The following is an 18,489-nucleotide window of genomic DNA, read 5'->3' as shown; positions in this document are numbered from 1 at the left end:
AACATCCTCCGATACGATCAACCTCAAGCTTTTATCACTGAGAAGCAAACGAGGACGACACGCTCCTACTAGTACAGGAGCTCCCACATAATCCACAGTATTAGCCCTACTGACGAGCAGATCACCTGGCCGTATCTCGTGATTCGGATCAATGTCGCGACCTAGTGGCACTGCCTTGTTCTCGTCCTCGCGGAACTCCCCCCACGTCATGGCACTGACCTTAATAACGCCCCACTCATTGTCAGCTGCCGGACGCGGCTCACAGGTAAAAGACCTACCCGCTTCAATACGGATAAGAAGATCAGCCAGAGTCGCACGTTCCCAGCCGGAAGGGAGATCGGTCATGCGGTCAGGTCTCGATTCAGTTCGGTGAGGATGGTTTCGGCTTGGTCGTCGCCGAACGCCCGGAGGAATCCGTCGGTTCCCCCGCGTTCGGTGAACGGTACTTCGTCCAGGTCATTGTGGTCGAACACCGCGCTCGTCGCGACCACATCGCGAACTCGTTCCAGCCACCAAACCTGATCAGGGGTGAAGCTGACCCCGGCCTGCTTCTGCCGGGCGATCCAGTTGGCGAAGCGCTCCTCGATGATGCTGCGATGCGGGCGCGGTTCGCCGTCGACCATGCCGAGCTCGTACCGGATGAGCTGGATCAGGTCGGCGGCCCCGTACTTCACTCCCGGCCTGGCGGCCGTCTTGCCGAGCAGTTCGTACGCCTCCCAGAGCCGGTCGGGCGTCCACTGGTACGGCGGGCGGGCCAATCGCGAGGAGAGGTCCTTGAGCTGCCGGTAGACCTCACGTCCGCTCTGCCCCGTGCGGTAGGCGACTTCGAGTGCGGTCAACTGGTCGCGGTGTTCCTGGACGTAGGCGGCCCACGAGGTGACGACCCGCTCGGCGATCTGGCTGCGGTCCACGCCTCGGGCTTCGATCAGCGCGTCAGAGTTGACCTCGTCGTACACGATGTCGTGGGCCCGCCGGATGTCCAGCAGCCGCTGCCGGAACTCGGGGCTGGCCAGCGGCTCGGCGGCCTGCTCGATCAGGCGGTGCTCCCAGCCCTTGCCGGTCTGCCTTGCCGCGTCGAGCGTGTCCGGGTCGTTGCAGCGGGACAGGCTGCGCACGACCTCGGTGAGCGGCTGCCCGGCGAGTTCCTCCAGCTCGGTGCGCTCCTCGGGGGTGATCTGCTTGTTGAGGCGGGCGATGCGGGACGCGAGCGTGGACGCCTCCTCCAAAGACAGGGCGAGAGTGCCGGCCTTTCTCAGCAGGCGCGAAAGGCTGACCTGCTTCTCGGTCTGCTTCTCCAGCGGGGAGGCGTCCACGCGCTCGGAGTCCGTGACGCCCACGGCGTCGACCAGCACGAATCGGTCCTTGGAGGTGACGTCGGGCGTGACGGAACGCAGCTCGTCGGAGTCGATGCTGCGCGCGCCCCGTCCTTTCATCTGCTCGAACATGGCCCAGCTCTTCACCTCGTTGAGGAAGAAGACGCACTCCAGGGGCTTGATGTCGGTCCCTGTGGCGATCATGTTGACCGTCACCGCGATGCGCAGCTCCGGGCTGTTACGGAAGGCCGAGATGAGCCGGTCGGGGTTCTTCACGGTGTAGGTGATCTTCTGGCAGAACTCGTTGGTCTCGTTGAACACCTGGCGGACCGTGGAGACGATCTCCTCGGCATGGTTCTCGTCCACCGCGAAGATCAGAGTCTTGGGGACGTACCGGCGCTCGGGCTGGCCGGGCTGGCGCGGGAAGATCTCGGTGAAGAGGCGATCCCTATAGGTTTCCAGGACGAGTTTGAGCTGGCCCTTGCTCACGACCTTCCGGCCGAGCTGACGACTGGTGTAGGCGTACTCGTTGTCCAGTTCCTCGTAGCGTTGCTCCCGCGTCTTGCGGTCAAGCTTGGGAACCACGATGCCGGACGGGATGGTGGCACCGTTATCGCCGATCTCGGTACGGATCCGGTAGACGTTGAAGTCGACGTTGACGCCGTCGGCGACAGCCTCGGTGTAGGTGTACTCGCTGACCAGGTTCTGGTGGAAGAAGCCGAAGGTCTGCGCGACCGGTGTCGCCGTGAGCCCGACGATGGACGCGTCGAAGTATTCCAGGACGGCTCGCCAAAGACCGTAGATCGAGCGGTGGCACTCGTCCACGATGATCAGGTCGAAGGTCTCCGGCGGAACTTCGGGGTTGTACTCAACGCTGACGACCTCGTCGACCTCGTAGGAGTCCAGGTCTTCGCTGTCGTCATCGGGCGACGGCACGTTTCTGCCCTTGAGCATGGCGTACAGCCGTTGGACGGTCGAGATCACCACCTTGGAGGAGCCGAGCATGTCGGCGCCCGTCAACCGCTGGACGTTGAACAGTTCGCTGAACTTGCGGCCGTCGTCAGGCGTGACGTAGTTCGTGAACTCGGTCAGGGCCTGCTTGCCGAGGTTGTTGCGGTCCACGAGAAAGAGGATCCGGAACGCTCCAGCATGCTTGAGCAGGCGGTAGGAGGAAGTGACCGCGGTGAACGTCTTTCCCGCGCCGGTCGCCATCTGGATGAGCGCACGAGGATCATTGCGTTGCAGCGAGCATTCCAGCCCGTTCACCGCGCGCACTTGTGCCGGGCGCAACCCCTTCTCCAGCAGGGCGGGCAGGCCGTGGTGAAGCTTGGCGCGCAGCGTCGGCGCCGTCTCGTCGTCGTCGGCCGCGCGCATCCAGCGTGCGAGCGTCTCGGGCCGGTGGAAGGAGAAGACCTGCCGGGAACGGGGACGGGGATCCAGGGTGTTGGTGAAGTGGGTCTCCGTCGCGGTCGTCTCGTAGCGGAACGGAAGCGGCATCCGCCAGGCCTCCAGTTGTTGGGACGCGGTCAGCCCGGCGGCATAACGGGCCGACTGTCCCTCCACCGCGCGCAACGCCGTACCCTCGCGCTTGGCCTCCACCACGCCGACCAGCTTGAGTCCGACATAGAGCAGGTAGTCGGCGGGTCCGCGCGCGGTGTGCGCCTCACGGACCGCCACGCCCTCTCCCGCGTACAGGTTGACCGTCCCAACGTCCTGGACGAGCCAGCCGGCCGCGACGAGCATGTGGTCAACCTCTTCACGAACCTCCCGTTCCGTGCGAGGCTGCCGCGCGACCTGGACGGCTCGTGCGATGAGGTTGTCACGCTCGACCGCCGACGGCTTCTTGATCTTCTTGAGGTTCTGATCGAACGTGGCCTCCGCGTCGGCCATGGTTGCGTTCATCTGCTCGACGAGCAGGCGCAGCCGATCACGGTCCGCGGTCGCCTGTTCCAGGGCTCGCTGGGCCTCGGCGCGCGCTCGGGTCTCGGCTTCCAGCAGCGTGGCCTTCTCGTCCCGTGTGAGCAGGACCTCCGACAGCCGCTCCCGGTGGGCGGCAAGCTCCGCACGAAGTTTGTCGAGCTCCGCCTGCTCGGCCGCCGTCCCCGCCTTGGCCGCCTCGGGCTCGGCCGGGGGCACGAAGGCGAACGTGCGCTCGTCGTCCGCACGTAGCGAACGGTGGAACCAGACGCCGAGCTCGAAGCAGAGCTTGACGCAGTGGAGTGCGACGCGGACGTCTCCGTAATGGGTGTGGACGGCGCGGTTTCCGGAGTCGCGCACCTGGTCGAAAGCGTGCCGGATCGCCGGAACCAGAACTCCGGCCTGGGTCAGGGCGGCTATGCGCGCATTCTGCGTGTCCTTCTGCACGGAGGTGTTGGTGAGCCGCAGCAGCAGCTTGGCGAGAATCTCCGTGAACCGGCGAGCTTTGTACAGTGCCGAGTCGGGGTCGGTGTAGACGTATGACTCGGCGCAGGCGCCATCCAGGACGAGCATGGGTTCGTGGGACAGCAAGAATCCGAAATTGCGCGAACGCTGTGCCAACTCGTGGATGTACGAGCTCATCATCGAGCGCCCCACCTGTCCATCAGTGTGATCAACAGAGCCTTGCAGGCTATCTCAGAAGCTGCTCGATCCGCTATCCAAATCGCCTGAAATCTGAGACTTCAACTAGGCTCGCACCTTTAAGTGATGGCGGTGAGAACCTCAGGCAGGCGCTGATATCGAGTTCGCCTCCTCCCGCCCTTGTCCGGTAACACGCAGGAAACAGCCGCTCCTCGATGATGCTCGGCATCGCTGTGCCAGGCGCCTGACCATCGCAGGTGCGCGGCGCCGCCTCCTCAGGATCATCGTGGTGAGTCATACGGCAACCGCTCACGTAGCCGTCCGCGCTTGCCAGCGCCGCGAAGGGAGCGGGTTGTCGGCACGAAGGTGCGGACTTGCTCCGCCCAGGCGATCAAGGAGAAACCAAGCGTGTCAGGAAGAGAGGGCATGATGAGGAACATGAGGTCCCGTGCCGTCCGGACATTCGCCGGAACGGCCTCTGCACTGTTGGCCACGGTGCTGATACAGGGACCGGCAGCGGCATCGTCCGGTGCGCTCTATCCCAAGAGAGTCGAACACGGTTCGGACTATGCGATCGTCTGGACCGGCACCAGAACGGTCGCGGTGTTCGATGGCGAGAAGGACGGGAATGATGTCGTCGCCCAGGTCAGGTGGTGGGATTCACGCTGGGCGGAGGAGCGCGTACACAACGAATGGGATCGCAAACCCGACGGAATAGAGGAACGGGGGAAAGTCCCGGGCGTCGTCCGCGAGATCCGGGTCTGCGAGGAAACGGGTAGCTGCTCCGATTGGAAGTGATCGAGTGTCCTGCGGCTGGATCCCGCGTACGGACTGTCGGCAGGAGGATCAGCTGAGGAACGCCGGGCGGAGCATGGTGAAGGCTCGGTCGACCAGGGTGAGGCGGTCGACGGCGCCACCGCTGCGCAGCCACTCGCGGGCCACCGCGTCGAGGGCCGCGCCCGCCGCTGCCGCCGCCAGGTCGGCCTCCAGCGGCGGCATCCCGCGCTCGGCCAGTGCCTGGATGATCCGGGTGCGGGCCTCGTCGCGTTTCTGCAGGAGCCTGGTGCGCAGCGCGGGCGTGGACTCGATGAGCCGCATCGCGTCGGCCTGCGCGTTGATGCGCGACTCCCAGCCGCGCAGCACCGCGTGCAGGCACTGCCAGGGCTCCTCCTGCGGCGGCCGGGCGGCGATCTCCCGCGCGACCTGCTCCCCCATCGTCTCGATCTCGCCGAAGACGACGTCCTCCTTGGTCGGGAAATAGCGGAAGAAGCTGCGTTTCGACATCCCGGCCGCCCTCGCGATGTCGTCGACGGTCGTCTCGTCGAAGCCGCGCTCGGCGAACAGCTCCAGCGCCCGCCCGGCCAGTTCGGCGCGTACGGCGCGCCTGGTGCGATCCCGCAGACCTTCCATGAATGCAGTCTACACCGATTGCCATCTGTGGCACTCGGTGTCATATTTGGTCCATCGATCTCGAAGGTGGTGGATCCTCATGCACGGCAAGACCGTCCTGGTCACCGGCGGCACCGGCGGCATAGGCAAGGAGACCGCGCGCGGGCTGGTCGCGCGCGGCGCCCGGGTGATCCTGGTCGGCCGCGACCCCGCACGCGCGCGGCGGGCGGCGGACGAGCTCGGCGCGGGCGGCGGCCGGGTCGAGGCCCTGGCCGCGGACGTGACCAGGCAGCGCGACCTCGCCAGGCTCGCCGCTCAGGTGGCCGAACGTTGCGACCGGCTGGACGTACTGATCAACAACGTCGGTACGAACCCGCCACGCCGCACCCTCACGGAAGACGGCGTGGAGGCCACCTTCGCCGCCCACGTGCTCACCCCGTTCACGCTCACCCGCCTCCTCCTGCCCCTGCTCGGCGGCCGGGTCGTCAACCTCACCGGAGGCATCCCCGGCGGGCCGATCGAGCTGGACAACCTGCAGGCGGAGCGGCGCTACCTGGGGTGGACGTTCAGCCAGTACAACCACACCAAGACGATGCTCATGGCGATGAGCCTGCGCTTCGCCGAGCGGGAGCAGGTGGCCGGCAGCGGCGTCACGGTCAACGTCGCCTACCCCGGCCACGGTCACACGCCGATGAACGAGTCGATGACGGCGGCCGGGTTCCCCTACGTGTACCGCCCGATCGTCCCGCTGCTGCGGGCCGTGACACCGCGGGTCTTCGGCGACCTGAGCAAGCCGTCCCGCTCCAGCGTGCACCTCGCCTCCAGCGGCGACGTGGAGGGGGTGACCGGGACGTACTTCAGCAGCAAGTGCCGCCGCGCTCCCTGGCCGGCCAGCGCGCTCGACCGGCGCAACCAGGACACGATCTGGGCTCTCTGCGAGGACCTGACCAGGGAGACGGCCTGACGTCACGCCCCTGCGGAAACGCTAGCCACCCGGCCTTGCCGGAAGGTGCGGGGTTATCAGCTGGGGGCCGACGTTCCAGCCGTCGAGCAGCACGCGGCGCTCCTCCGACGGCACGCCGTCCCACTCGCAGCGGAGCACCCGTTCCTCGCCGGGCAGGAGGTCGACGGCGTTGTCGTCCCAGCGCATCCAGCCCTGGGCGGCGGCCGGCCGCGCGTCGAGCAGGCGCAGGAACGGCGCCGCCGGCCCGTCCTCGTGCCGCACGCGCAACGTCCACCTCGTGCCGGCGGTCTCCAGGTGCGTGGAGACCCTGGCCTCGCGGAGGGTGAGCAACCCGGCGAAGTCGGGGCCGGAGGTCAGCAGGTAGCGGTTGCCGGTGGACAGGTCCAGGAGGAGCAGTTCCCCGTCACCTGCGCACCGGATCTCACCGAGCGGCCGCGGCGGGCCGCCTTCGGTCGTCCAGCGCTCCTTGGCGAGCTCGCTCCCGTCCAGGCGGAGGAAGCGGGCCGTGACCTCCGCCGGGCCGTCCGACCAGGCCCAGACCGTGGCGGCGACCTCGCCGTCCACGCGCTGAGCCGGGAGCGCCGCGCAGACGTGGTCGTTCCGGTACGCCCGGCGCACGTAGTGGTAGACGGCCTTGGGCTCGCCGAAGTAGTCGACGGCGGCCGTGCACCACCCGTTGGGGAAGGACTCGTTGAGCTGCCACGGCAGCACGCCACAACTCTCGGGCCGGCGCAGGTTGGCCTCCACCGCGTACCGCAGCCCGTCGGCCTGGAGGAACTGGCTGGCCCTCGACATGGTCGCGAGGTCGCCGATCGCGCCGCCGAACGCCTCCTGGACCAGCGGCTCGTTGTTCCACCACCGGCCGAGGTGGTCCCAGACGGGGTGGCGGGTCGTCGGAAGTCGGCGCGCCTGCTCGGGCACGACCGACTCGATCGCCCGTACGTTGCTCATCCCCTCGACCCCGAACTCGCTGAGCAGCAACGACCGGCCGCGGTCGTGGAAGCCGTAGTGATCGGACAAACCCTGGTGCTCCCACGGGCCGTGCGCGTCGTGCGGGCTCGGGCCTTCGAAGGTGTTGCCGAACACCGGCCCGGACGGGGAGGTCGGCAGCCAGTGCCGGTCGGGGTCGAGCCGCGCCACGACGTCATGCAGGGCCTGCAGCACCGGGGATTCGGCGTCGGTCAGCGGGACGCCGTCGGCTCGCTGCAACTCGTTCCCGCCGCACCAGACGGCCAGGCTGGGGTGGTTGCGGCGGGCGGGCACGATGCGCTCGGCCTCCCACGCCATCCGCGCGACGAACGCCTCGTCCTCGCTGGGCACGCTGCGCATGCCGGAGCTGGACTGGGCGAACTCCTGCCAGACCAGAATTCCGTACTCGTCGCACAGGTCGTAGAACATGGTGCTCTCGATGAGCCCGCCGCCCCACACCCGCAACATCGTCACGCCGGCGTCGCGGGCCAGCGTGAGGAGGTGCCGCACCCTGGCCTCCTCGACCGCGCCGTAGAGAGCGTCGGCGGGCACCCAGTTCCAGCCCTTGATCGTGACCGGCTCCCCGTCGACGGTCAGCCGGTACGGGAGCGCGCCCGCCTGCTCGGCGATGAACCGTACGTCGCGGAAGCCGACGCGGACCCGGCGCTCGTCGCCCTTCACCGCGGTGGTCAGCTCGTAGAGGTGGGCCTCGCCGTGGCCGTTGAGACGCCATCGGCGGGGCTGCCCGACCTCGAGGACCGCGTGCTCGCCGGTGGCCGTCGCGACCACCCGGCCGTCGGCGTCCCTGAGCGTGTGCTCGACGTCCGCCTGCGGGCCGTCCACCTCGGTTCGCACGACGATCTCCGTGCCCGCGGGCCGGGCCCAGACGTCGGCCAGCCTCGTGGGCCCGGTGACGCGCAGCCGTACGGGCCGCCACAGTCCTTGGTGCACGATTCGCGGGCAGAAGTCCCACCCGTACCCCATCCGCCCCTTGTGCACGCTGACCTTGGCCGTGTAGCCGACCTGCGGCTCGCTGACGGGCGCCGGGTCCACGACCACCGCCAGACTGTGTTCGCCCGTGATGAGCCCGGTCACCTCGACCACCAGCGGGACGTACGTGCCCTCGTGCGTGGCGATGCGCTCGCCGTCGAGATAGACGGAGGCGGAGTGGTCGATGCCGTCGAACTCCAGGAACGCCCGCTCGCCGGGTGCCATGTCCGGCGCGTTCAGCCGGGTGCGGTAGACCCAGGTCCGCTGCGACACCCACTCGGAGAGCAGGCTCTGCCTGCCGACGTACGGGCTCGGCACCTGGCCGGCGGCCAGCAGATCCGCCAGCACGCTGCCCGGCACCCTCGCGGGGATCCATCCGCCCGAGCCGCCGCCGTCCCTGGCGTGGAGCTGGGCCCGGTGCAACTGCCAGTCGTCCCCGAGGAAACCCCGAAGCTCCCATCCCTGATCCATGAGCGCCTTCCGTCCGCAGTGTGGGATCGTTCCCACACAACCCTAGTACGCGGACGCTGGAGGGGCGGCGGCTGGTCCCCGTCACCCGGGTGGCGCGCCGGCGGCCATGGCCTTCACGTCCGCGGTCGTCACCGGCCTCCCGCCGATTCCCCAGTCGCCGCTCCTGACCTCCTCGAGGATGACCAAGGTCAGAGAGCGCATGTTCTCGCCCTCGATCTCGACCATCGCGTCGGTCAGCTTCTGTACGATCTGGGCCTTCTGCGCCTCGGTGAACACCCCTTCGATGACCTTCACACTGATGAGCGGCATGAGTTCCTCCATTCGACGTGGTACGCGGCCCGCGTCCGGACGCCGTCGCCCGGGCGTCCGGAGGTGCGCGCGACCAGGCTCGGCCCGGTCAGCGACGAGCGGCCATCGCGGTTCCCCCGAGCAGGCCCACACCCGCTCGCCGAGCGTTCCCCGTCGTACCTTGTCTCTCAAGGCCAACCTGCTCACGAACGCCTCCGGCAAACGCGGCCCCGTAGCACTGCCACGCGGACGGCGGCGAACCAAATCCCCGGACAACCTGTCTGATGAAGAGAGCGAGGAGGTTCGCATGCCCACCAGACCCGTTGCCACCACGTTCATGGCCCTGGCACTGACCATGGCCGCCGTCCAGCCGGCGAGCGCGCAGGGGACGAGCACGCCCACCGTTCACGTCCGGTCCATCGCGTCGAAACCGTGGATCAAGCTCGCGGGCACCTCGGGCAGGCTCAACGACGAGCGGGGAGCGGTCCGCCTGGCCTCGTACTCCCTGATCTTCGACGCCGGCCAGGGCTACTACGGCTACCTGCGCGAGGGCGACAGGTTCGTCAGGACGCCGTACCGCGAGGCGCTGGTAGCGCCCGGGCAGCGGTGGGTGGCCGGGATTCCGGACCACCGGCTGTGGCTGCCCATGAAGAAGATCGACCTGATCGATCGTCAGAGCCGCCGGACACACACCATTTCCCTGCCCGCGCCGGTGACGTCGCCCGAGTGGTCGCCGGACGGCCGCACGCTCCTGCTCACGGCGTACGACAAGCACCGCGACGGAAGCCTGACCATCATCGGCTTCATCACTCTGAACGTGGCCGACCGCGTTCCCCGTCTGGTCAGGGCAGGGCCCCGCCACACCGTCTCCGACTGGTCCATCGGACGTGCCTTCCGCTTCTACTTCGCCGGCAGGTCCGGCCGGGTGCTGGCCACGCACAACGACGCGGACCCCTCGTCGGCCAGGAGCCGCATCGCCGTCTACGACCTGCGCGGGAAGCTGCGCAGGTCCTACTCAGGCGTCGGCGCCTTCGACGAGTGGTCCGCCGTGACGGTCTCCTCGCCCTCGGGGCGGTTGTTCGCCACAGTGGTCCGCAAGGACGGCGACAGGGTTCAGATCGGCATCGTGGAGGCTTCGACCGGGAAGATCCTCCACCGGATCGGCAAGGACGTCCGCGCCTTCGCCGGCTGGTACGACGACGAGCACATCATCGTGAAGCGGGTGCACGGCCTCACGCAACTCTTCCAACGCGTCCACCTCTCCGGACGCGCCGGCCTCGACCTGATCAAGGAGAGGCTCGTCGTCGGCCCCGCCGACTACGAGCCGCACCTGGAGCGGGTCAACTTCGTGCGCCCGAGCTAGCCGCTCCAGCGCGCACCCGGGTCCGGCGTCACGCCATACGGGCGCTATATCGCGCCCCTCTATGCTCACGGGCAATGAAGCGCAACGGGACCCTCTTCATCGTCATCGGCGCGGCACTGACCCTGGTCAGCACGCTGATCCACGTCTTCCCCCCGCACCAGACGGTGGTCACCGTGATTCTCGGGCTGGGCGAGAAGCACGTTTGCACGGTGACCGACGTCGACAAGGAGACCCGCCGCACGCGTAGCGGGCGGAGCACCACGTACGTGCACACGGTCCGCTGCCCGGACGCCCGCGTGCACGAAGTCAGTACAGGCGTGGGAGAGCGGCACAGCCGCCCCGCCGCTAGCCGGTCCGTCACCGGCGACGCGGCTGCCTGAACCTACTTCTTGGCGCACAGGGCGGTGTCGGCGGCCTTGATGACGCTCATCGCGGCGGGTTCGGTGGCGGGGAGAGTCGTGACGGCGACGGTGGCGGCCCGGCCCTTGTCGGTGACGCCGCCGCGGGTCTCGTAGCCGTCGATGTCGCCGCCGTGCCCCCATGCCGTGCCGCAGCTCACCGGCATCTTCATCAGGCCGAGCCCGTACTCCCAGCCGGCCGGCATGCCGGGTGCCTTGACGGTCTTCTTCATGGCTTTGAGCTGAGCGGGCTTGAGCAGCTTGCCGTTCATCAGCGCGAGCCAGAAGCGGTTGAGGTCGCTGGGGGTCGCGATGAGCTGGCCGGCCGCGCCGCCCCATGACGGGTCCAGATGGGTGATGTCGATCAGCTTGCCGCCGGGCTTCCTGGAGGCGTAGCCCTTGGGGTGACGCTCGCGGATCGTCTTGACGCGCTTGGCCGGCCAGTAGGTGTCGCGCAGGCCGATGCGCTTGATGACCCGGTCGGTGATCGCGTCGCCGACGGGCTTGCCGTCGATCTTCTCGATGAGCAGGCCGAGCACGATGTAGCCGGTGTTGCTGTACTCCCACTTCTTGCCCGGCCTGAACGACGCCTTGTGGGCGAAGGCGGTCTTCAGCAGGTCCTTCGGGCTGCTGTACTTGTTGCGGACGTCCAGGATGTTGGGCATCCAGCGGGTGTAGTTGGGCAGGCCGCTGGTGTGCTGGAGCAGCTGCCGCACGGTGATCGTGCGGCCGTCGCCGGACTTGCCGCGCAGCAGCTTCGGCAGGTAGGTCTCGATCGGCTCGTCCAGCTCGACCTTGCCCTCGCCGACCAGCTGGAGCACGGTGACGGCGGTGAAGGTCTTGGTGTTGCTGGCGATGCGCACCTGTCCGTCGACGGGCACCTCGGCCTTGGTCCTGAGGTCGCCGACGCCGGCGGTGTAGTAGCGGGTCCGGCCCTCGCGGTCCTGGACGGTGGCCAGCGCACCCGGGAACTTGTGCTTCTTGACCAGGGTGTCCAGCTGCTTCTGCAGGGCGTCGTTGCGGCGGTTGCGCTTGGCGTCCTTCACCTCGTCGCGCATCTCGTCCAGCTCGGCCTGCAACTCGTCGGCCGGGTTGTGCCGCGTGACCGTCGCCGCGGCGGGGGCGGCGGCCACGCTCATCGCGGTCAACGCCGTCAGCGCCGCCGCGGCCAGAACGCGCATGCGCCGGGGGGTCGAGGAGGAGGAAGTGAGACGCGACATGGGGAAAACGCTCCTGCATTCGGGGGTGGTGTCCGCTCCGGACACGAACAAGCATGTCGTCCGGACCCACCCTCGAACGATCCCGCGCGCTGGAGCTTGCCGGGTACAGCCAGCTGTACCCGGCAGGTCTTGGATCCCGCAGGTACGGGGGTCGCGTCGATCGAAAGCTTCCTATGGTCTGTCCTCCGACGGTCGTCGCGGTGGGTCACGTACAGCCTGCTGCACGTCTTCGACGCCTGGTGACCGCTCCTAATGCGTGATCTTGATGACGGCCTTCCTCCCCTTGACCGCCAGCACCTCGAAGCTGACGTCGTTGACGGTGCTGGGGCCTCCTTGGTCCGGTGTCTGCTCGGACATGGTGACCTGCATGCCGGACGCGGTGGAGGCGTGGAAGGTGACCGAGTCGTCCTCGACGGTGACGTTGATGGGCATAAAGCCCCATTTGTCGTCCAGCCTAATGGTGCGCCCGTCGGAGATGAGCACCTCGCACTTCGCGTCCCGGCACGCCCGGAGTTTCGTGCCGTTCCTGGCCTTCGGGAGCGCCGACGCCGTCGGGGTCGCTGACGGGGAGGGGGTGGAGGACGGGGGACTCGCCTCGGGAGCGGAAGGCGGCGGCGACGTCGCCGGCGTGGCCGTCCTCTCAGCCGGGGAACCGCAGCCGGTGAGCAGTCCGGCTACGGTCACCGCGCTCACCAGCGCCATCCGCCTGGTCGGTACGCCTGGCATCTCTGCTCCCTCGCTCGCGCGACGACATCAGCACCAGTGTCGTACCGCGATGTCGGGACCCCTCCCGCCGGATGCCCGATATAAAGATCCCACCCCTGCGGCGATATGCCGTGAAACCGATGAAAGGTAAGACCATGCACAGGAAGGCCATCAGCGCCCTGACCCTTGCGTGCGCCATGGTCGTGACGCCCGCCGTGGCCGCCACCCCCGCCGCCGCCACGGCCAAGCCCAGCTATCGCGGCTGCTACGACGGGAAGTGCAAGTTCACGTTCTCGAAGAAGGTGAGCTTCCGCATCTCCGCGAAGCGTTACGGCTTCTCCAGGGTGTACGTCTCCAAGGAGTTCGTCGGCGGCATCTTCAACCAGGACATGGTCGTGGTGCGGGCCCCCGGCTTGACGACTTCCCTGGGTGAAGGGGCTCGGGGCAACATGCAGAGCAACGGCAAGAACACCCTCTCCTTCCGCGTGCTGGCCATCACCAGCAAGGGCGCCACGATCCGCTTCACCGGGTGATTGACGGGTCCCCGACACAGACAGGTTCGGCCGGCACCAGCCCTGAGAGCACACAAGCGCCGGGGCTCAACGCCGTTCCACGCTTCTCTCCGACCGGCCACCCCGGTGCGCAGGCACATCGAAGCCGGCGCTGGACCCGGACGACACGCTGACCGGCGGTCTTCCCCTACCCGCGTCCCCTCCTGCCCCGTCTCTTCCGGGCGGCTCGGGGCAACGCTTCACCGCTCGGACGGTCAAGGGAGCGCCGTCGCGGCGGCCCGCCACGCGCGGGTCAGACGGCGTCTCCCTGGAGGCGCTCAGCCACGTGCGGCGGGCGGGTGACCTTGGCCGTGCCGTAAAGGATGGTCCCGCGGAACCGCCGCGGACGGAAAGCGTCACTCCCACTCGATCGTGCCGGGGGGCTTGCTGGTCACGTCGAGCACCACGCGGTTGACCTCGCGGACCTCGTTGGTGATCCGGGTCGAGATGCGGGACAGCACGTCGTAGGGCACCTTCGCCCAGTCGGCCGTCATGGCGTCCTCCGACGTCACCGGGCGCAGCACCACCGGATGGCCGTAGGTGCGCCCGTCGCCCTGCACCCCCACCGAGCGCACGTCGGCCAGCAGCACCACGGGGCACTGCCAGATCTGCCGGTCGAGGCCCGCCCTGGACAGCTCTTCGCGGGCGATCGCGTCGGCCTCGCGCAGCAGTTCGAGGCGCTCGCGCGTCACCTCTCCGACGATGCGGATGCCCAGGCCGGGGCCGGGGAACGGCTGGCGCCAGACCATGGCGGCGGGCAGCCCGAGCTCCTCGCCGGCCCGGCGGACCTCGTCCTTGAACAGCGCCCTCAGCGGCTCCACCAGAGTGAACCGCAGGTCGTCCGGCAGGCCGCCGACGTTGTGGTGGGACTTGATGTTGGCGGTGCCGGTGCCGCCGCCCGACTCGACCACGTCGGGGTAGAGCGTGCCCTGGACGAGGAACTCCACGGGCTTGTCGGCCATGATGGCGCGCTGTTCGTCCTCGAAGACGCGGATGAACTCGCGGCCGATGATCTTCCGCTTCTCCTCGGGGTCGGTGACGCCTTCCAGCGCCTTGATGAAGCGGTCGGCGGCGTCAACGACCCGCAGCTTGACGCCGGTGACGGCCACGAAGTCGCGCTCGACCTGCTCGGCCTCGCCCTTGCGCAGCAGGCCGTGGTCGACGAAGACGCAGGTCAGCCGGTCGCCGATGGCGCGCTGCACGATGGCGGCGGCCACCGCCGAGTCGACGCCGCCCGACAGCGCGCAGATCGCGTGGCCGTCGCCGACCTGGCGGCGCACGGCCTCGACGGAGTCTTCGACGATGTTGAGCATGGTCCAGGACGGGCGGCAGCCGGCCGCCTCGAGGAAGTGCCTGAGCACCGCCTGCCCGTGCTCGGAGTGGAGCACCTCCGGGTGGAACTGCACTCCGTAGAGGCCCTTCTCGGGGTGCTCGAAGGCGGCGACCGGCGTCTGGCTCGTCGAGGCGGTCACCGTGAACCCCTCGGGGGCGCTGGCCACGCTGTCGCCGTGGGACATCCAGACCTTCTGGGCGCTCGGCAGGCCGGCGAAGATGACGCCCTCCTGGAGCACCTCGAGCGCGGTGCCGCCGTATTCGGCGACGCCCGTGCGGGCCACCTCGCCGCCCAGCGCCCGCGCCATGGCCTGGAAGCCGTAGCAGATGCCGAACGTGGGCACGCCCGTCGCGAACAGCCCGTGCGGCACGGGCGGCGCGCCGTCGGCGTAGACCGAGGAGGGGCCGCCGGACAGGATGATCGCCTTCGGATTCTTCGCCATCATCTCCTCGACGGGCATCGACGAGGGGACGATCTCGGAGTAGACGTGGCACTCGCGCACCCGCCTGGCGATGAGCTGCGCATATTGCGCGCCGAAGTCGACCACCAGAACCGTGTCGAATTCAGACACTGAAGACCCTCCAGAAGGCGGAACGCGGTGAGTACAGTCTATCGGCCTTGTGCATTACGCCTGGCCTGGCTCCCGCTCTCGTGCTAACACAGAACAATGGATCTTGTCTGGCCGGCGACGACCTGGGCTCTCTGGGTCGCCACCCTGGCCGCCGCCTTCAAGGTGTCCGGTCGCGACAGGACCCCGGAGCGGGAGCCGCGCCATCCGGCGCCCGCCCCCGTGGCGGAGCTCTTACGCGGCATGCGGGTGCAGGACGTGTTCCATTCGGCGCTGTTCGAGCTGGCCGGGCGCGGGTGGGCCGTCGTGGAGGGCGACCGGCTGTCGCTGACGCCACGGCGGGCGGAGCACCTCCGGCCGTACGAGCAGTGGGTGCTCGATCAGGTGAGCACCCGGATGGGCGGGGCTCCGCGGGCCCCGGTGATCGCGCTCATGCCCGACGGGCAGGTGCTCGACCGCGAGTTCCTCCCCCTGGTCCGGCAGTGCGCCATCGACCTCGGGCTGGCGCGGCGGCGCTGGTCGAGCATGATCGTTCCGGTGCTGCTGGCCTGCGGGCTGGTGGTCCCGTGGTTCGCCACCGTGTCCGCGGCCGGCCTGTCGTGGCCCGGGATGATCGCGACGATGGTGTCGTTCGTGGCCGGGCCCGGGCTGCTCCTGGCGGGCCGCGGGTTCCTGCTGACTCCCGCCGGACGCGAGGTCGCCGGGCCGGGGCACGTGGAGGCGAACCCGCAGCAGGAATGGATCTTCACGGGCAGCGGCTGGCGCGGCGTCGAGATCGTGCCGGCGGCCGCCGTCGCGCAGGGGCCCAAGCGGCAGGAGCTCAGCGGCCACGTCGTCAAGCGCTGGGTCGAGGTTCACACGGACGGCGAGAACACCTACCACATCGCGGTGCACGACGGCGGCTCGGAGACGGCCGTCGCGTTCCGGGTCAAGCAGGGCGTCTACCAGGACGTGCTGCCGGGCGACTCCGTACGCCTGCTGGTCAGGCCGCGCAGCGGCACGGTGGTACGGGTGCTGGCCCACGAACGTCAGTGGTGAACCGGCAGCCGCCCGCTGAGCAGCGTCTCGGTCTGCAGGCGTAACCGCGCGGCGTGTTCCTGGTCGGTCAGCAGCAGGAACCTCTCGTCACGGATGGCGTCCACCACCAGGCCGGCGACCTCGGACGGCTCCATGCCGCGCTCGACCGCCCTGCTCACCGCCTCCTGCGCGGCCGCCTCGTCCCGGCAGGGCATGGTGGCCAGGCTCGCAGGGCGCAGCCGCGCCGAGTCGGCGATGCGCGTCCTGACCGCGCCGGGACAGAGCGCGGTCACGCGCAGCTTGGAACCCGCATCGGCCAGGTCGTGGGCGAGCGCCTGGGAGGCGGCCAGCGCGGCGTGTTTGCCGACCGAGTAGCCGCCCGTCCCCGGCGTGGTGAACAGCCCGGCCGCGGACACCGTGTTGACGATGTGTCCCTCGGTGTCCTGCTCGATCATGCGCGGCACGAACTCGCGGATGCCGTGCAGCACGCCCCACAGGTTCACCCCGAGCAGCCAGGCGAGGTCCTCCTCGCCGCGGGTCCACAGGTGGCCGCCCTGGAAGACGCCCGCGTTGTTGCACAACACGTGTACGGCCCGCAGCTCCCCGAAACACCGGTCGGCCAGGTGGCGTACGGAGGACGCGTCGGACACGTCGGTGATCTGCGTGAGCACCTCGGCGTCGCCCGCCTGCGCGGCCGTCTCGGCGAGCGCCCCGTGATCGACGTCGGCGAGCATCAGCGTCATGCCCTCGGCCGCGAACCTGAGGGCAAGCGCCCGCCCGATGCCGCTGCCCGCGCCCGTTATCACGGCGACCTTGCCGGAGAGCTCGCGCACGGACAGACCTCCTCAGCGACCGGCACTGCAGGGTGCTCCGGATCACCAGACGCTACAGGATGCCTCCGATCAAGCCCAGAGGCGGCGAACCGAGATCGAGCAGCGACTTGTGGAAGCGCTGCAGGGTGAAGCCGGCGCCCCACTCCTTGCGGGCCTGCGCGCGCAGGTCGCGGATGAGCAGCTTGCCCCACGTGTAGCGGCCGTACGTCGGGTCGAACGACGCGCGTTCCGCCTCCGCCGTCGCGGCGGGGCCGGCCAGGTGCGTGTCCGACGCGAACCGCCTGGCGCCCTCCTCGACCGTCATCTGGCCGGTGTGCACGCCGATCGCGCAGGCCAGCCGGGTGACGCGGATCAGCGCCTCCAGCCAGACGCCGATCTCGAAGCGGGGGTCGCCCGCCTCGAAGCCCTCCTCGACGCAGAGCTCCTCGGCGTAGTGGGCCCAGCCCTCGATGAACGCGGTCGACTGCAGCAGCCTGCGCACCTCCGACGGCGCCCGCCGCAGCGCCCTGGCGTGCGAGAAGTGCCCGGGGGCGACCTCGTGCACGTTGATCGCGGGCAGCGTGGTGCGGCTGAAGACCTCCAGCCACTCCTCCTGGTCCTGCCGTGGCCAGCTCGGGTCGGGCGGCGTGACGTGGTACCAGGACGGGCCCTCGGGCTCGCCGGGCGCGTTCCACGACATCATGGCCATCGCCCAGCGGCGCGACTCGGGTGCCGGCCCGACCAGGCACTCGCCGTCGTGGTAGGGCACGAGGTCCTTCTCGCGGGTGAACGCGATGGCCTTCTCCGTGCCGATCCTGGCCGCCTCGATCACGCCGTCGGCGTCGGGATGGTCCTTGACCAGCTCGCGTACGACGTCGAGCGGCGGGCGGCCCCGCTCCCCCAGCTTGGCGCAGGACTCGGCGAGCAGCGCCATGAGCCGGTCACGCTCGGCGTCGGCCCGCTCCGCCAGCCTGCCCAGGTCGACGGGGAGCCCTTCGGAAGTGCCCATGAGGCCGGCCAGGGCCTGGCCGCCGAGCGCCGCGTCGGGGTCGCCCTCGTCCGCCGCCCTCTCGATGTGGGCGACGAGCCTGCCGTGCGCCCGCAGCGCGACCTCGTCCGTGACCCCGGCGGCCAGGCCCCTGGCGGTGCTCGCCAGGGATTTCGCGACGGGGGCCGGGACCTGGTCGAGCGCGTCGAGCGCGTTGCTCACGGCCTCGGGCCAGAGCGCGAGGTGGGCCGCCTTGGCCGCGACGCGGTCGCCGGCCGGGGCGTAGTCGCGGTCGTAGCACGCCAGGTCGAGGTTGGAGAGGTGGAGCAGCGGGTTCCTGCGGTGCAGGGCCAGCTCGCCGAGCTGGGTGCGCAGGCCCTCCTCGAACACCTCCAGGTGCCTGGCGTCGTGCGGGTCGGCGGGCGCGGCTCCCTCGCCGAGCCGGGCCAGTCCGGCGCGTACTCCGTCGGGTGACAGGTCCTGGATCCGGCCGTCGTACTCGTGCCTGCCGCCGCCCTCGCGCGCCTCGGGCACGATCAGGTCGGCGACGGCTCTCAACCTGGCGTCAAGTTCGGTCATGCCGCCGACGCT

The 18,489-nt window shown here is 69.3% G+C and carries 15 protein-coding genes; 6 read left to right on the top strand and 9 right to left on the bottom strand.

Going from position 1 to position 18,489, the window contains the following annotated elements; translation table 11 throughout:
* Nucleotides 1–341 precede the first annotated feature (341 nt).
* Complete coding sequence (locus tag ABGB14_RS26660; protein ID WP_347646545.1) at nucleotides 342–3,803, bottom strand: DEAD/DEAH box helicase family protein; 3,462 nt, start codon at nucleotides 3,801–3,803, stop codon at nucleotides 342–344.
* A 477-nt stretch (nucleotides 3,804–4,280) separates the two neighbouring features.
* On the opposite strand from ABGB14_RS26660, the gene ABGB14_RS26655 reads away from it, so the two are divergent.
* A complete protein-coding gene (locus tag ABGB14_RS26655) occupies nucleotides 4,281–4,670 on the top strand; it encodes a hypothetical protein (RefSeq protein ID WP_347646544.1) in 390 nt (129 codons plus the stop codon).
* Nucleotides 4,671–4,718: 48 nt separating this feature from the next.
* On the opposite strand, the gene ABGB14_RS26650 is transcribed toward ABGB14_RS26655, so the two are convergent.
* The gene (locus tag ABGB14_RS26650; RefSeq protein WP_347646543.1) at nucleotides 4,719–5,282 is read right to left on the bottom strand and encodes a TetR family transcriptional regulator; all 564 of its coding nucleotides are present in this window, start codon (nucleotides 5,280–5,282) and stop codon (nucleotides 4,719–4,721) included.
* Between the two features lie 79 nt (nucleotides 5,283–5,361).
* On the opposite strand from ABGB14_RS26650, the gene ABGB14_RS26645 reads away from it, so the two are divergent.
* Nucleotides 5,362–6,225: an SDR family NAD(P)-dependent oxidoreductase gene (locus ABGB14_RS26645; protein WP_347646542.1), complete on the top strand. Its 864-nt coding sequence runs from the start codon at nucleotides 5,362–5,364 to the stop codon at nucleotides 6,223–6,225.
* 21 nt (nucleotides 6,226–6,246) lie between these two features.
* On the opposite strand, the gene ABGB14_RS26640 is transcribed toward ABGB14_RS26645, so the two are convergent.
* Entirely contained in the window at nucleotides 6,247–8,655 is a 2,409-nt protein-coding gene (locus ABGB14_RS26640; RefSeq protein WP_347646541.1) for a glycoside hydrolase family 2 TIM barrel-domain containing protein, read from the bottom strand.
* An 81-nt stretch (nucleotides 8,656–8,736) separates the two neighbouring features.
* Complete coding sequence (locus tag ABGB14_RS26635; protein ID WP_347646540.1) at nucleotides 8,737–8,964, bottom strand: 4-oxalocrotonate tautomerase family protein; 228 nt, start codon at nucleotides 8,962–8,964, stop codon at nucleotides 8,737–8,739.
* 286 nt (nucleotides 8,965–9,250) lie between these two features.
* Here ABGB14_RS26635 and ABGB14_RS26630 point away from each other — a divergent pair, with 286 nt between their 5' ends.
* Both ABGB14_RS26630 and ABGB14_RS26625 read left to right on the top strand, forming a co-directional pair.
* Nucleotides 9,251–10,306 (top strand): hypothetical protein, encoded by a 1,056-nt coding sequence (locus ABGB14_RS26630; protein WP_347646539.1) that lies wholly within the window; start codon nucleotides 9,251–9,253, stop codon nucleotides 10,304–10,306.
* Between the two features lie 74 nt (nucleotides 10,307–10,380).
* Entirely contained in the window at nucleotides 10,381–10,686 is a 306-nt protein-coding gene (locus tag ABGB14_RS26625; protein WP_347646538.1) for a hypothetical protein, read from the top strand.
* A 2-nt stretch (nucleotides 10,687–10,688) separates the two neighbouring features.
* Here the strand turns inward: ABGB14_RS26625 and ABGB14_RS26620 are convergent, their stop codons facing one another.
* Nucleotides 10,689–11,924: a serine hydrolase domain-containing protein gene (locus tag ABGB14_RS26620; protein ID WP_347646537.1), complete on the bottom strand. Its 1,236-nt coding sequence runs from the start codon at nucleotides 11,922–11,924 to the stop codon at nucleotides 10,689–10,691.
* Between the two features lie 249 nt (nucleotides 11,925–12,173).
* Nucleotides 12,174–12,650: a hypothetical protein gene (locus ABGB14_RS26615; protein WP_347646536.1), complete on the bottom strand. Its 477-nt coding sequence runs from the start codon at nucleotides 12,648–12,650 to the stop codon at nucleotides 12,174–12,176.
* 119 nt (nucleotides 12,651–12,769) lie between these two features.
* Between ABGB14_RS26615 and ABGB14_RS26610 the strand changes: the two genes are divergently transcribed.
* The gene (locus ABGB14_RS26610) at nucleotides 12,770–13,162 is read left to right on the top strand and encodes a hypothetical protein (protein WP_347646535.1); all 393 of its coding nucleotides are present in this window, start codon (nucleotides 12,770–12,772) and stop codon (nucleotides 13,160–13,162) included.
* Between the two features lie 374 nt (nucleotides 13,163–13,536).
* Here ABGB14_RS26610 and guaA read toward each other — a convergent pair whose 3' ends face one another.
* Nucleotides 13,537–15,084, bottom strand: a complete 1,548-nt coding sequence (guaA, locus tag ABGB14_RS26605) for a glutamine-hydrolyzing GMP synthase (protein WP_347646534.1) — start codon at nucleotides 15,082–15,084, stop codon at nucleotides 13,537–13,539.
* Between the two features lie 96 nt (nucleotides 15,085–15,180).
* Here guaA and ABGB14_RS26600 point away from each other — a divergent pair, with 96 nt between their 5' ends.
* Nucleotides 15,181–16,119 (top strand): hypothetical protein, encoded by a 939-nt coding sequence (locus ABGB14_RS26600; RefSeq protein ID WP_347646533.1) that lies wholly within the window; start codon nucleotides 15,181–15,183, stop codon nucleotides 16,117–16,119.
* Here the strand turns inward: ABGB14_RS26600 and ABGB14_RS26595 are convergent.
* Both ABGB14_RS26595 and ABGB14_RS26590 read right to left on the bottom strand, forming a co-directional pair.
* Nucleotides 16,110–16,931: an SDR family NAD(P)-dependent oxidoreductase gene (locus ABGB14_RS26595; RefSeq protein WP_347646532.1), complete on the bottom strand. Its 822-nt coding sequence runs from the start codon at nucleotides 16,929–16,931 to the stop codon at nucleotides 16,110–16,112. The two genes, ABGB14_RS26600 and ABGB14_RS26595, sit on opposite strands and share 10 nt — an antisense overlap.
* A 52-nt stretch (nucleotides 16,932–16,983) precedes the next feature.
* Entirely contained in the window at nucleotides 16,984–18,477 is a 1,494-nt protein-coding gene (locus tag ABGB14_RS26590) for a DUF885 family protein (RefSeq protein ID WP_347646531.1), read from the bottom strand.
* Nucleotides 18,478–18,489 lie beyond the last annotated feature (12 nt).

The organism is Nonomuraea sp. B10E15, assembly GCF_039871615.1.
In the GTDB taxonomy this organism is placed as follows: domain Bacteria; phylum Actinomycetota; class Actinomycetes; order Streptosporangiales; family Streptosporangiaceae; genus Nonomuraea.
This window is presented reverse-complemented; position numbering and strand designations above follow the sequence as displayed.